This is a genomic window from Rhizobium leguminosarum, from assembly GCF_002953715.1.
Taxonomy (GTDB): domain Bacteria; phylum Pseudomonadota; class Alphaproteobacteria; order Rhizobiales; family Rhizobiaceae; genus Rhizobium; species Rhizobium leguminosarum_V.
The window spans coordinates 910,542-923,386 of the sequence record NZ_CP025012.1 but is presented as its reverse complement, the minus strand read 5'-3'; the positions used below and the strand labels follow the sequence as shown (position 1 = coordinate 923,386).

At 61.0% G+C, this 12,845-nt stretch carries 17 protein-coding genes; 2 read left to right on the top strand and 15 right to left on the bottom strand.

Going from position 1 to position 12,845, the window contains the following annotated elements:
- Window positions 1-149: 149 nt before the first annotated feature.
- From CUJ84_RS04770 to CUJ84_RS04760, 3 genes are all read right to left on the bottom strand, one after another.
- Window positions 150-929: a VOC family protein gene (locus CUJ84_RS04770; RefSeq protein WP_105005394.1), complete on the bottom strand. Its 780-nt coding sequence runs from the start codon at window positions 927-929 to the stop codon at window positions 150-152.
- 78 nt (window positions 930-1,007) lie between these two features.
- Window positions 1,008-1,475, bottom strand: a complete 468-nt coding sequence (locus tag CUJ84_RS04765; protein WP_105005393.1) for a DUF1579 domain-containing protein — start codon at window positions 1,473-1,475, stop codon at window positions 1,008-1,010.
- Window positions 1,476-1,505: 30 nt separating this feature from the next.
- Window positions 1,506-2,234 (bottom strand): DUF899 domain-containing protein, encoded by a 729-nt coding sequence (locus CUJ84_RS04760; RefSeq protein WP_105005392.1) that lies wholly within the window; start codon window positions 2,232-2,234, stop codon window positions 1,506-1,508.
- 88 nt (window positions 2,235-2,322) lie between these two features.
- On the opposite strand from CUJ84_RS04760, the gene CUJ84_RS04755 reads away from it, so the two are divergent.
- Window positions 2,323-2,769, top strand: a complete 447-nt coding sequence (locus CUJ84_RS04755) for a MarR family winged helix-turn-helix transcriptional regulator (RefSeq protein ID WP_105005391.1) — start codon at window positions 2,323-2,325, stop codon at window positions 2,767-2,769.
- A 92-nt stretch (window positions 2,770-2,861) separates the two neighbouring features.
- On the opposite strand, the gene CUJ84_RS04750 is transcribed toward CUJ84_RS04755, so the two are convergent.
- A complete protein-coding gene (locus CUJ84_RS04750; RefSeq protein ID WP_018241187.1) occupies window positions 2,862-3,284 on the bottom strand; it encodes an organic hydroperoxide resistance protein in 423 nt (140 codons plus the stop codon).
- Between the two features lie 338 nt (window positions 3,285-3,622).
- Here CUJ84_RS04750 and CUJ84_RS04745 point away from each other — a divergent pair, with 338 nt between their 5' ends.
- Window positions 3,623-4,111, top strand: a complete 489-nt coding sequence (locus tag CUJ84_RS04745; protein WP_105005390.1) for a MarR family winged helix-turn-helix transcriptional regulator — start codon at window positions 3,623-3,625, stop codon at window positions 4,109-4,111.
- Window positions 4,112-4,152: 41 nt separating this feature from the next.
- Here CUJ84_RS04745 and CUJ84_RS04740 read toward each other — a convergent pair whose 3' ends face one another.
- The 11 genes from CUJ84_RS04740 to CUJ84_RS04685 all read right to left on the bottom strand — a co-directional run bounded on the left by CUJ84_RS04740 (window position 4,153) and on the right by CUJ84_RS04685 (window position 12,821).
- Window positions 4,153-4,377 carry a hypothetical protein gene (locus tag CUJ84_RS04740; protein WP_105005389.1) on the bottom strand — a complete coding sequence of 75 codons (225 nt, stop codon included), beginning with the start codon at window positions 4,375-4,377 and terminating at the stop codon, window positions 4,153-4,155.
- Between the two features lie 249 nt (window positions 4,378-4,626).
- Window positions 4,627-4,863 (bottom strand): 30S ribosomal protein S21, encoded by a 237-nt coding sequence (gene rpsU / locus CUJ84_RS04735; protein WP_018241185.1) that lies wholly within the window; start codon window positions 4,861-4,863, stop codon window positions 4,627-4,629.
- Window positions 4,864-4,922: 59 nt separating this feature from the next.
- Window positions 4,923-5,207, bottom strand: a complete 285-nt coding sequence (locus CUJ84_RS04730) for a hypothetical protein (protein WP_003557652.1) — start codon at window positions 5,205-5,207, stop codon at window positions 4,923-4,925.
- Between the two features lie 207 nt (window positions 5,208-5,414).
- On the bottom strand, window positions 5,415-5,624 hold the full coding sequence (locus tag CUJ84_RS04725) for a cold-shock protein (protein ID WP_003546468.1): 210 nt from the start codon (window positions 5,622-5,624) through the stop codon (window positions 5,415-5,417).
- A gap of 327 nt (window positions 5,625-5,951) precedes the next feature.
- A complete protein-coding gene (locus tag CUJ84_RS04720) occupies window positions 5,952-6,686 on the bottom strand; it encodes a L,D-transpeptidase family protein (protein WP_105005388.1) in 735 nt (244 codons plus the stop codon).
- 139 nt (window positions 6,687-6,825) lie between these two features.
- Window positions 6,826-7,632 (bottom strand): L,D-transpeptidase, encoded by an 807-nt coding sequence (locus CUJ84_RS04715; RefSeq protein ID WP_105005387.1) that lies wholly within the window; start codon window positions 7,630-7,632, stop codon window positions 6,826-6,828.
- 99 nt (window positions 7,633-7,731) lie between these two features.
- Complete coding sequence (locus CUJ84_RS04710) at window positions 7,732-8,430, bottom strand: nucleotidyl transferase AbiEii/AbiGii toxin family protein (protein ID WP_105005386.1); 699 nt, start codon at window positions 8,428-8,430, stop codon at window positions 7,732-7,734.
- A gap of 155 nt (window positions 8,431-8,585) precedes the next feature.
- Window positions 8,586-8,810 (bottom strand): hypothetical protein, encoded by a 225-nt coding sequence (locus CUJ84_RS04705; protein ID WP_105005385.1) that lies wholly within the window; start codon window positions 8,808-8,810, stop codon window positions 8,586-8,588.
- 48 nt (window positions 8,811-8,858) lie between these two features.
- On the bottom strand, window positions 8,859-9,779 hold the full coding sequence (locus CUJ84_RS04700; protein ID WP_105005384.1) for an alpha/beta hydrolase family protein: 921 nt from the start codon (window positions 9,777-9,779) through the stop codon (window positions 8,859-8,861).
- Window positions 9,780-9,955: 176 nt separating this feature from the next.
- Window positions 9,956-11,581 (bottom strand): cisplatin damage response ATP-dependent DNA ligase, encoded by a 1,626-nt coding sequence (locus tag CUJ84_RS04695; RefSeq protein ID WP_105005383.1) that lies wholly within the window; start codon window positions 11,579-11,581, stop codon window positions 9,956-9,958.
- A 229-nt stretch (window positions 11,582-11,810) separates the two neighbouring features.
- Window positions 11,811-12,821, bottom strand: coding sequence for a ligase-associated DNA damage response exonuclease (locus CUJ84_RS04685; protein ID WP_105005382.1), 1,011 nt, complete (start codon window positions 12,819-12,821; stop codon window positions 11,811-11,813).
- Window positions 12,822-12,845 lie beyond the last annotated feature (24 nt).

The window sequence follows — 12,845 nt, the reverse complement described above, 5'->3', positions numbered from 1 at the left end:
GCGAGAGGTGGGTGGGGAACGGAGAGGTTGCGGCATATCCCCTTCGCCCCGCGAGCGGGGGTCCGAAGGACGGGTCGAGACCCGTGGCTCGACCCCGGTTGGCGCCGGCAGCCGGATGAGGGGCCGGCCGCACTTTGCCGCGTCAAAACCTACCGCTTCGGTGCGACCAGGCAGAAGAAGGCGCCTTGCGGGTCGGTGGCCTGGATGATCCAGCTGCCGCCGGGGACTTCCATCGGGCCGTGGACCACCTTGCCGCCGCCTGAGGTGACACGTTCGATCGCGGCGTCGAGGGTCGGCACGATGAAATAATAGCACCAGAAAGTCATCGGCATGTTTTCCGGCTTGGTCATCATGCCGCCGGTCTGCCTGCCATTATGGGCGAAAAGATAGTAGACGCCCATCGGGCCCATGTCGAATTCACTGTCCTTCGTCCAGCCGAACAGCTTGGAATAAAAGGCCAGCGCCTGTTCGCCATTGCCGGCATAGAGTTCGCGCCAGCCAATATTGCCGGGTGCGTCGAAGGCCAGTTCCGGCATGGGCTTCTCCATCGGCGCCGGCGTCATGATGCAGAGCACCGCGCCATGCGGATCGGCGACGACGGCGAAGCGGCCGATGGTCGATATGTCTTCCGGCGGACGGCGGACCGAACCACCATTGGCGGCGAAATCCTTGGCCGACTGGTCGACGTCATCGACATCGACATAACCCGTCCAGTTCGGCGGAATGCCCTTGCCTTCGAGTTCGGCCGGAAATTCCATCAGGCCGGCGACGCCGATGCCGTTCGCCTCGAAGATCGTATAGGTGGGCATGCCCTCCATTTTCATTTCGGAGGTGGTCCAGCCGACGACGGAGCTATAGAATTTCGCCGCAGCCGATGTGTCGGGGGTCATCAACTCGCACCAGATGAACTTTCCATGCGTCTCAGACATCATGCTCTCCCTTTTTCGACGCTCCTCTTCGGAGGCCTCTTTGCAAGGCCTCTCTTTCGAGGGTGAGCGCCGTGATTGTCAGATCCTGCGGGTGTAATGCGCTTCCATGAACTGCTTCCAGGAGCCATCCGGCTGCTTGGCGCTGGAGACGAAGGTGCGGTGATCGGCATCGACGAAGATGATCTGCTCGCGGTAATCGGCAAGGCCCTCGCCGTCGAAGGCAGGCCCTGTCGTATAAAGGTCCAGCACATTGCCTGACGCGTCGAGCTCGCCCTCATAGACCCACATATAGTCCATCATGCTGCCGATCCAGCTGCCGACATACTTGCCCTTTGCGGCGTTGTAGCCGAGCGTCAGGATGCTGGTGGCCTCCTTACCATCAGGCATGCGGCCGGTCCCTTCGGCGACGAACCAGATGCCGTGCAGCGAGCGGACGGTCTCGGTCCAGGGCTCGCCGCCACTCATGTCGGGTGCGGTGACGGTCCAGTCGCCGATCAATCTTTCCAGGAAGGAATGTTCCTTCAGCACTTCAGCGGTCTTCATCATCTCTTCTCCCTTGAGTGATGGTGCCCTATGTCAGTGACAGCAGGATGGCGCCTTCGGGGCCTCCTGGTATTCGTCGTGGCGGCGCACGAAATTCATCGTGCTGTCCTCGTTACGGCCCTTCGGCGCGCGGTCGAGGATCATCAGGGTGCCGATCAGTTCTTCCGGCCCGCGGGCATAACTCGAATAGGTATGGAAGATCTCGCCCTTGTCGTTGCGGTAGAAAGCGCTGAGGCCCGGCAGTTCGTCATTGGCATCAGCCGGCTGCATAGGCGTGAAATTGTAGAAGACCTTGTCTTTGGCAAGATCCTCCGGACTGAAAGAAACGTGATAATCGAAATTAAAATCGCTGCCGAAGGAGGAGACCCAGGGAAATTTCCAGCCCATGCGCTGTTTATAGGCGGCGATCTTGTCAAGCGGCGCGCGCGAAACGGCGACCCAGGTGACGTCGTGATGGTTCAGATGCGGCAGGGCGCCATCCACATGATCCGACAGGAAGGAGCAGCCGGTGCAGCCGGCATCCCAATCCGGGCCGAGCATGAAATGATAGATCAGAAGCTGGCTGCGGCCGTCGAAGAGATCGGCGAGCGACTTCCTGCCCTCGGGCGATTCGAAGAGATAATCCTTGTCGACCTTTACCCAGGGCAGCGCCAGACGGGCGGCGTTGACGCTGTCGCGCAGCCGCGTCGCCTCCTTCTCCTTTGCCAGCAGGGCACGGCGGGCCTCGAGACACTCTTCGCGGGAAACAACGTCATTCTGCATGGAGTGCGCCCTCCTCCGGCGCTTGCCGGTGAAGCCGGCTCATCTCCTTCTCCTTGACTAAATACATTGATATCAATAGAAATGGAGCATGTCAAATTCGATCGAGATTCCCTTTTCCACGACGCTGATGGTGCGCGACACCTGCCTCTGCCTGCATGTGCAGCGGGCAGCGCGCGCGCTTGCCCGGCTGTTCGACGACGCGCTGAGGCCGGCCGGGCTGACCAATGGGCAGTTTTCACTGATGATGTCGCTGAACCGGCCGGAGCCACCGCCAATGGGGCCGGTCGCCGCCCTGCTCGCCATGGACCAGACGACGCTGACGGCGGCGCTGAAGCCGCTGCAGCGCAAGGGCTGGGTGAAAGTGATGGAGAACCCGAGGGACAGGCGCGGCCGGCTGCTGAGCCTCACCACTGAGGGCAAGGCGGTATTGGCGAGAGCGCTGCCGATCTGGGAAAGCACGCATGCGATGATCGACGGAAAGCTGCCGGATGGCAGCGTCGCAAGGCTGCGGCAGGATCTGCAGGCGCTGTCATGAATGATGGCAGAGACGCCGAAGCCGGCCGGATAGTACCCTACCCGGACGGCAGATGGCGGCAGCCGATACGGCTACCAACTTTTTAAAATCGATCAGGCGACCGTGACCGGAACCTCGGTCGAGGTGCGCATGGCGTGGCTGTAGGGGCAGACGATATGGGCTGCGGCTGCGAGCTTTTCAGCCGTTTCGCGGTCGAGACCCGGAATGTCAACCGTCAGCGCCACTTCGATGCCGAAGCCGCCGCCATCTTCACGCGGGCCGATGCCGACCTTGGCGGAGACCGTCGTATCTTCCGGAATCTTGACCTTCTGCTGGCCCGCGACAAATTTCAATGCACCGAGGAAGCAGGCGGAGTAGCCGGCAGCGAAGAGCTGTTCGGGATTGGTGCCGGTCGCGCCGTCGCCGCCGAGTTCCTTGGGGACGGTCAGCGTCACGTCCAGAACGCCGTTTTCAGAAACGGCGCGGCCTGCGCGGCCGCCGGTGGCAGAGGCTTTGGTCGTATAGAGAATAGGCATGACGATCTCCTTTGGTTGGCCCTTCGATCGGGTTGGATTTTTAGTATCGAACAATTAAATTGTACGCAAGTGAATTTTGCAAATTGCATTTCGAATTCGAAAGGAGGACAATCGGGCCTTAGAACAGGATGATTTCAGCCGGGCCGGCCTAAAATCTGAATCCTGTTCTAAATTAAAGAGTTAGAGCATGATGTCGGCCGAAAACCGCCGACACTTTTCGGCATCATGCTCCAGAGCAATTCCAGCAAAAGTGCGCAGCGGTTTTGCGCCCGGAATTGCGTGAAAACAAAGGGATAGAGCATTTTCGTTACTCGAAGAAAAACGGAAATGCTCTGGGGATGATGGATATGAAAGCGCACACGACGAAGACGATGGAGATACCGCAAGAGGAGAAGCGGCTGGAAAAACAGCTGTGCTTCGCGGTCTATGCGACGGCGCATGCTTTCACCCGCGCCTACAAGCCGATCCTCGACAAGGTCGGCCTGACCTATCCGCAATATCTGGTGATGCTGGTGCTGTGGGAACGCGGCGAGTTGCCGGTCAAGACGATCGGCGAGCAACTGGATCTCGATTCCGGCACGCTGTCGCCGCTGTTGAAACGGCTGGAACAGAGCGGGCTGATCAAGCGCATCCGCGACCTGCGCGACGAACGGCAGGTGATCGTGTCGCTCACCCCTAGAGGTGAGGCCATGAAGGGGGAGATCGATACGATCATGACGGCGATCGGACAAGCCGCAGGCTGCACGCTCAAGGAAATGGCCGAGATGCGCGACATGCTGCATCGGCTGCGGGGCAACCTCGGGCGGGCCGGCACGGACGGTGGCTGAACGCATCCACCCGGTAGCCCCTCAGTGTGCGCGCCGAGAGATCAGGGCTGCGGTTTAGCCGCCGACCGGCGCTTCTTGACAGGCGCCGCCTTCGGTTCAGCATCGGCCTCCTGCTGCAAACGCAGCGCCTTCAGCTTCTCCGTCTTCTTGTCACGGGCCGATGCCTCGGCGGCGATGATGGCGCGCGCCGTGTGATCGGTCGCTTCCGCCTTGTCGCGAGACGAGAGCTTGGCGGGATTGAAGAATTCTCCCTTGGTGGCGGTCATGTGCCCCTTTCCCAGGTGATGGCGGCGCTACTGCATAATTCCTTAAATCGGAATCGGCTCAAGGAATTATGCAAAAATTCAAAGTGTTACAGCATCCTTTGCGCGTCTGAAAAGACGCGCGGCGCTGCAAGCCATGACTCCGCGGCTGAAAGCCGTGATCTCACGGCTGAAACCATGATTCCACAGCTGGACCGTGATTCCACGTTTGAGCCGTGATGCCACAGCCGGACCGTGATTCCACGTTTGGGATCAGCGGGTGCGAAGAACTTTCTTCGGTGCCGGCAGCAGACCTTCGCGCTGCAGCTTCTTGCGGGCAAGCTTGCGCTGGCGGCGAATGGCCTCGGCCTTTTCGCGGGCGCGCTTCTCGGACGGCTTTTCAAAGGCGCTGCGCGCCTTCATTTCCCGGAACAGGCCTTCCCGCTGCATCTTTTTCTTGAGCACGCGGAGCGCCTGATCGACATTGTTATCCCTGACGAGTACCTGCAAAACGATATCCTTCCTGTCGCGGCGGCGAGGCCGCACTGTCCATAATAAAAAACGCGGGACTACTTCCCGATTTTGATGCTCGAAAACTTCAGCCAGGGTTCGGCGCCGTCGGACTTGGCCGCCGCTTGGGGGGAAACCCTGGATGGCGATTCCCCGGTATCGATGTCGGCCTCAGTGATGCGGCGTTCGAAGTTCTCTGCGTCGAACTGGACGCGATATTGCACATGCCCATGGTCGTTGGGCAGGATGCTGGAGATCCGGCACCGCTTGTCGGCTTTCGCCGTGCGGGTGAGGCCGGACTTCAGCACGATCATGTCGCCGACTTTATAGTTTGGTCTGCCCATTTCAGCGTCCCTTCGACTCTTCGGCTGCGATCAAAGCAAAAAGGCCGGGCTCGGACCCGACCTCTTCCAGTCACTCAGCCCGCTGCCCGTATGGTCAGCTCACTGCCACCCGCGGTCAGCTCGCTGCCAGTACATCCGTGGTCAGCTTGCTGCCAGCACATGGCCAGCCCGCTGCCATATTCATGGTCAGCAGAGGCGAATGACAAATCATGCGGCCTGAAGATTATCAGCCGAATTCTTGCCGGACTTCTTGTCACGGACGAGATCGTAGCGGATCTTCTGACCTTCAACGAGTTCGCGCATGCCGGCGCGTTCAACCGCTGAAATATGGACAAAAACGTCCGTAGAACCATCATCGGGCTGAATGAAGCCAAAACCCTTGGTGCCATTGAACCACTTGACGACGCCTGAATTCATAACGATCTCCTTTTCAACCGTTTGTGTTCGCCTGCGGAGAGATATCCGACAAGCCGTATCGATGTTGAGAGGATATCTGACGGTGCGCTCAAGCGCGTGGACAAAGGTCGCAAGCAATTCGATACGCACCATGTAGGATATTTACCGAATTAAGCAATGGTATTTCGGAAAATAATTCTCTTGCGGGCGCAAAATGAGGCCCTTTTCCAGGGGCAAAGCACCGGTTTGCCCGGGGCAAAGCAACTGTTTGCCCGGGGGCAAAGCAGGTGCTTGCCTGGGGAAAGGGACCGATCCGAGGCGGCCGGATCGCGGCCGCCTGGGTGAAAATTACTGCCAGACGACGATCGGCGCCTTGGTCGGAACGCGATCGTAGAGATCGATGATATCCTGGTTCAGCAGCCGCACGCAGCCCGATGAGACGGCCTTGCCGATCGAGCGCCAGTCGGGATTGCCGTGCAGGCGATAAAGCGTGTCCTCACCATTCGAGAAGATGTAGAGCGCGCGGGCGCCGAGCGGGTTTTTCAGACCCGGCTCCATGCCGCCGTTCTCGATCGAATATTTGACGAGTTCGGGCTGGCGGGCGACCATCTCGTTCGGCGGCTTCCAGCGCGGCCATTTCTGACGCCACTGGATGACACCCGACCCCTGCCAGGCGAAACCCTCGCGGCCGATGCCGACGCCGTAACGCATCGCCATGCCGTCGCCCTGGACGAGATAGAGGAAGCGCGACGGCGTATCGACGACGATGGTGCCGGGGGGCTGGCCGGTGGGATCGACGACGCGCTGGCGATAATAGCGCGGATCGATCTGTTCGTAGGGAACGGCGGGAATGAGGAAGCCGCCGTCTTCGACGGGGCCATACATGACGGCAAGCTCGGCCCCACTCGGCACGCTCGACGTTCCCATCGATTGGAACAGGCGCATGGGCGAACGGTAGATGATCGTTGTATCGCCTGATGTCACCGTGTTGGCTGAGGAGGCGCAGCCGGTAAGCGCGGAGGCTGCGGTCAATGCCGAAAAGGAAAGAAAGCTGCGGCGGGAAAGGTGTCTATCGAAGCTCATGACGCGGGACTGATTTCCTTTGATGCGGGAATCTTGGGATAACGACATAAGAAGATCTATCGGCTTGCGCCAAATAAACCATAGCTTCACGCAGACGTGTCCGGCCCGGAGCGGACGAATGGGCCCCGCTGTTGCAGCGCTACATCACAACGATCTCGGCCTTGGCAGGAACGCGGTCGTAGAGATCGATGACGTCCTGGTTCAGCATGCGCACACAGCCCGACGAGGTGGCCTTGCCGATCGACTGCCAGTCGGGCGTGCCGTGGACGCGGTAGAGCGTATCCTGCCCGTCCTTGAAGATATACATAGCGCGCGCGCCGAGCGGGTTCATCAGCCCCGGATTCATGCCGCCATTCTCCGCCCCAAACGGGCGAACCTCAGGCTGGCGCGAGACCATTTCGACCGACGGCGTCCAACGCGGCCATTTCTGCTTCCACTGAATGACACCGCGGCCGGACCAGGCGTAACCGTCGCGGCCGAGGCCGACGCCGTAGCGCATCGCCTTGCCGTTGCCCTCGACGAAATAGAGAAAACGCGCCTTGGTATCGATGACCACGGTGCCGGGACGCTCGGTCGTCTGATAGTCGACTTCCTGACGCAGGAACTGCGGCTGCACGCGGCTGACCGGGATCGCCGGCAGGGTGAAATCTTCGTCGCGAAGCTCACCATACATCGCCATATGCACCGGATTGGTGACCGGCAGGCCATAGGTCTGGTGGAACTGGGTCTTGTAGAGTTCGCGCGTCTGCGGCACCGGCTGATCGGGGATCGGCCGCACCCGGCGCGGATCGACGCCGGGCGGCTGATAGAAGACCGGCGAGGTCTCCTGGACGAAGCGGGCGGGCGAATCGGCGGCGACATCGGGGATGAGAATGTTGCAGCCGCTCAGCGACGCAACCGCAATCACGAGCCCGGCAATCGGGAAGACCCGGCGCAGAAAATTCATGGAACCACCCTTATCAACGATCGGCAGACAGCAATATCTGCCGGAACGATGGCATCCGCGGCTGGCGCGAGGCTGGCGTTGGGGTGGGAAAGGCAGGCGCTAAGACGACCAGAGCCGCCGAGCTTCGCCGCGAAGCGCGGCGATCGCCCGCACTGCAAGGTCGCCGTCCATCTGCAGAACGCTTGCGGCATCTCTCAATTCGGTCTCGTCCTCAAGTCTGGCGAGGACCCAAACGATCTTGCGCTCAATGTCCTGCCCATAAGCTTCCGTCGCCTTGAGAACGGCGACGGCTGGAATTTCCACGTAGCGAGTGAGAAGCATACCGAGATCGATAGCATCACGATAAGCAACGGCCTTGTCCTGGCAGCGGTCAGCATTGGCGAGCAGTTTTTCGGCGAACATATCAGGCAACGAAAGCATGGGAACGCTCAGCCGTGGATCGAGAGTACCTTCAAGAGCAATCCGGGCCTCACGCACGATTTCAAAGCGAATCGGCTGCCCTTCGAGGGTAAGGGCCGTGCGGATGCCATATTGGTCTGTCCTGAAGTCCCTGAGCGCGGCGACCGGCCTTTCGAAAAAGGCCCCTACTCCGGTTTCGACGGCCGTCATACGCAAGACGCGATATCCCTCGCCATCCGCACAGAGAAAATCGACATCAAGCGACAGCCGGTATTCGTCGAGATGCATGACAATGGCGGTTCCGCCCCCAAACCAACACTTGTTGGCCAGAAGAAAATCGGCCTCCATCAGCCGAAGGGCTGCAGCGATGGTACGATGTTCCGGACGTTTGAATTCCATGATGGCTACCCGATTTCCGCCAAGCCTAGAGCGGTTCAACGTTTCACGGAAGCGCAGAACCGCTCTAATCTTTTGTTTTTACGCAATTCCGAACGCAAAACCGCTCAGCACTTTGCGGGAATTGCACTCAAAACAACGGATAAAGAAACGGAAAATCAGGAAACGAGCAGGACTCCGTTGCCATAAGTGGCAGCCAGATCGCGGATCAGTTGTACCTCCCGCTCAGTCAGCCTACCAGTATCGACGAAACGCCAGTTTCGTTCATAAAGCGCGAAGGCCTCGCAGGCAGGCATGGCGCGCGCGGGGTCGCGATTCCAGACGAGCGATTTCAGCTCGGGGAAGTCGTTCGGCACAATCATGCTCTCTGCATTCGTGGTCATTCCAGCAATATAGGGCCGATCGCCCTTTATTTGAAGCGGCCGCAAAACTCAGGCCGCCACCCCGTGGAAAAAGCGGATGCTCTGTTCGATCTCGGTCGGCAGCGCCGAGGTGTGGTTGCCGGCGACGGTTTCCGTCTCGATCTGAACACCGGCGCCGCGAGCGCGGCGGGCAAGCAGATCGGCGCGGTCGTTAAAATGCGGCTCCTCCGTGCCGTGAACGACGCGGACCGGACATTTGAAGCTGTGGGCGTAACACAGGGCCGAACGCACCTCGAATTCATGCGCATTGCTGTCGTCGAAACGGATATCCTGCGGGTAGCGGTTGAAGAAGCGGAAGGCATCGGGGTTGCCCGAAATCGGCGCGGCGGCGCGGAATTTGCGGGTGGTCATCGCCGTCAGCATGGTCAGCGTGCCGCCGATGCTGTGGCCGGCGATGAACAGCCGTTCGGGATCGACACCCGGCAGATGCGCCAGGCGCTCGGTGGCGGCGAGCACGTCGTCGACCTCGTCGTAAAAACCGGAGAAATTGCCCATCTGGCCGTTTTCGCCGCGCAGCGACGGCATCATCACGACATAACCGGCATCCATATAGGGCTTCATCAGCTGCCAGTGGCCGATGCCCATCGCATTGCCGCCGTGCAGGAAGAGCACGGCCGGCTTGGTGGCGCGCTCGCGCTTGTATTTGGAGACCCAGGCCGCCAGTTCCAGCTCGCCGTAGCCGGAGCGGTAGAAGATCTTGTCGGCATCGGCAGGCGCATTCAGCGGTTCGTATTTGTCGGGCGCCGGGCCCTTCTGTAACAGTTTGGTGCGGAATTGGTGGCGGACCTTGGCATAGTCGTGCTTGGCAAGGCGCGGCTCGTCCGGGACATCGAACGCGGCCGCCATGCGCGGCAGGACAAATGCGCCGGCAAGACCCGCCAGCACGGCACGGCGTTGGCGGAAAAAGGAATTTCGTTCATGCGAGCTCATAACGCGGCACCCATCATTTCCCCGGCCATTCCAAATTAAACAGTTAGAGCATGATGTCGTCCGAAAACCGTTTACACTTTTCGGCATCATGCTCTGGAAAATCTGCACCGGAAGATCGTTGCCGCCAATACACATGCTGTTGAAAATATTGCCCTGCGTCATTGTTGCGCAGGGCATCACCCCGGCTTGGCGTCGATCAGGGCGATCAGCGTGCGCAGCCGGTCGGCCTCGTAGGAGGGCTTGTCGGGGCGAAGGCGGGCGATGCGAGGGAAACGCATGGCAACCCCCGATTTGTGCCGGGTCGAGCGGTTGATGCCCTCGAAGGCCACTTCGACGACGAAGCCGAAATCCTTGTCGGCGCGCACCGCCCGCACCGGTCCGAAACGCTCGGTGGTATTGTTGCGCACGAATTTGTCGAGCACCTCGAGCTCGGCATCGGTGAAGCCGAAATAGGCCTTGCCGACGGGCACCAGCTGTTCGCCGTCCTCGTCATCGGCCCAGACGCCGAAGGTGAAATCGGAATAGTAGCTCGAGCGCTTGCCGTGGCCGCGCTGGGCATACATCAGCACCGCATCGACATTATAGGGGTTGCGCTTCCACTTGAACCAGGGGCCCTTCATGCGGCCGGCCTGGTAAACGCTGTCGCGGCGCTTGATCATCACGCCTTCGATGACCGGATCGGGCGGCGCGGCGCGCAGGGCGTCGAGCTCTTCCCACGAGGAGAACGGCACGAGCGGCGAGAGGTCGAAACGGTCATGGGGGGCGCGGTCGATGATCTCGGTCAGCCGGTCGCGGCGATCGACATAGGTGCGGCCGCGAGCATCCTCATCATCATCGAAGAGCAGGTCATAGGTGCGGATGAAGGCGGGATAGTCGCCGAGCATCTTCGCCGTCACCGTCTTGCGGTTCAGGCGCTGCTGCAGGTCGGAGAAGGTTCGGGTCGGGCTGTTGGAGCGGGCGGTGCCGCCGACCAGCAATTCGCCGTCGACGACGCCGGAAAAACTGATCGCGTCGAGAATATCGGGAAAGGCGCCTGATATGTCGTCGCCGGAGCGGGAATAGATCTTGCGCCTGTCGCCGGAGCGGGAGAGCTGGACGCGGATGCCGTCCCATTTCCATTCGGCGGCGTAGTCGGCCGGATCAAGGTCGGTAAGATCGCCCTCCTCCACCGCATTGGCGAGCATGACGGAGTGGAAGATCGCCGGTGTCGCCAGCACCGGTTTTTCACCGCCATTCGCCAGCCATTCGAACAATGTTTCATAGGGCGGCTGCAGGCCGTGCCAGAGGGTTTCGATCTCGGTGACGTCCCTGTTGCCGAGATCGGCGAGCGCCTGCTTGGCAAGGCGGGCGGAAACGCCAATGCGCATGGCGCCGGTGGCCAGCTTGATGAAGGCGAAACGGCCGGACGAATCCAGCCGATCGAGCAGGTCACGGACGAAGCTGCGCACCTCTGTACGGCCGAGCGCATTCATGCCGCTGACGACCTCGCCGAGACGCGGCTGGGCAAGCGCCGAACGGTCGATATCCCTCTCATTGTCCCAGACGAGCGAGATGGTCTCGGCGAGATCGCCGACATAATCGTAGGAATAGCGGAACAGCACCTCGTCCATGCGCTCCAGCACCAGCTCGCGCAGCATGGCGGGCTTGACGTTGCGCACCTCCAGCGTGCCGGCGATGGCGGCTAGGCCGTAGCCGCGGTCAGGGTCGGGCGTGTCGCGGAAATAGTCGGTCAGCAGCTTCAGCTTGCCGTTGCGGCTGGGTGTGAGCACCAGGCGGTCGAGGAGGTCGGCGAAGGCTTTCATAGGCGCCTCCCGACTCGGGAGAAAGGCCCCTCCCCAATGGCATATGAAAAAGACCCCTCCCCAACCCCTCCCCACAAGGGGGAGGGACTTAATGCGCGGCCCTCGCCGCATTCATCGTCCAGCGCAGAGCATGTGGCCGGCTTGTTGGTTTGCGAGGCGGTGCAACGGCTTAGCCCCTCCCCCTTGTGGGGAGGGGTTGGGGAGGGGTTTTCAGCGACAAACTCCATCCTCAATCCCCCTCATCCTCATAACCCACCAGATGCAGCGGTTTCGCCATGATGCCCTGCAATTGGCACCAGCGCACCAAGGCCTCCTCGCGGCCATGCGTCACCCAGACCTCGGCCGGGTGCAGTTCCCGGATGGTTTCGGTCAGTTCCGGCCAGTCGCAATGATCGGAGATGACGAGCGGCAGTTCGACGCCGAGCTGTTTGGCGCGCTGGCGCACCATCATCCAGCCGGAGGCGAAGGCCGGCAGCGGCTCGTTGAAGCGCCGGGCCCAGCGGTCGGCGAAGGCCGATGACGGACCGATGACGACCGCACCCTTGAAGGCGGACTTGTCGCGGCTTTCGATCGTCGCCGGCAGCAGCTCGCCGAGATCGATGCCCTGCTCGATATAATAGTCGCAGAGTTTTTCCATGGCGCCGTGGATATAGATCGGTTCGGCATAACCGGCATCGCGCAGCAGCCGGATGACGCGCTGGGCCTTGCCGAGCGCATAGGCGCCGACGAGATGGGTGCGCTCGGGAAATTGCCTGAGCGACGCCAGCAGCTTGGCTATCTCCTCCATCGGATCGGGATGATGGAAGACCGGCAGGCCGAAGGTCGCCTCGGTGATGAAGACATCGCAGGCAACCGGCACATAGGCGGCGCAGGTCGGGTCCGGTCGGCGCTTGTAGTCGCCGGAGACGACGATGCGGGTGCCGTTCTTTTCGATGGCGATCTGAGCGGAGCCGAGCACATGGCCGGCCGGATGAAAGCTCACCTTGACGCCGTTGACCAGCAGTTCCTCGCCGAAGGCTGCGGCCTGCTCGTTGGCGCAGAAACCGTCGCCGTAACGCAGGCGCATGATTTCGAGCGTCTGGCGGGTGGCAAGCACGTTCACATGGCCCGGACGAGCATGATCCGAATGGCCATGGGTGACGAGCGCCTGCTCGACCGGCCGCACCGGATCGACATAAAAGCCGCCCTCGGGGCAATAGAGCCCCTCCGGGGCAGGATAAAGCAGCGCATCAGGTCTCATGAAACGAGAGATAGCGGGAAATGG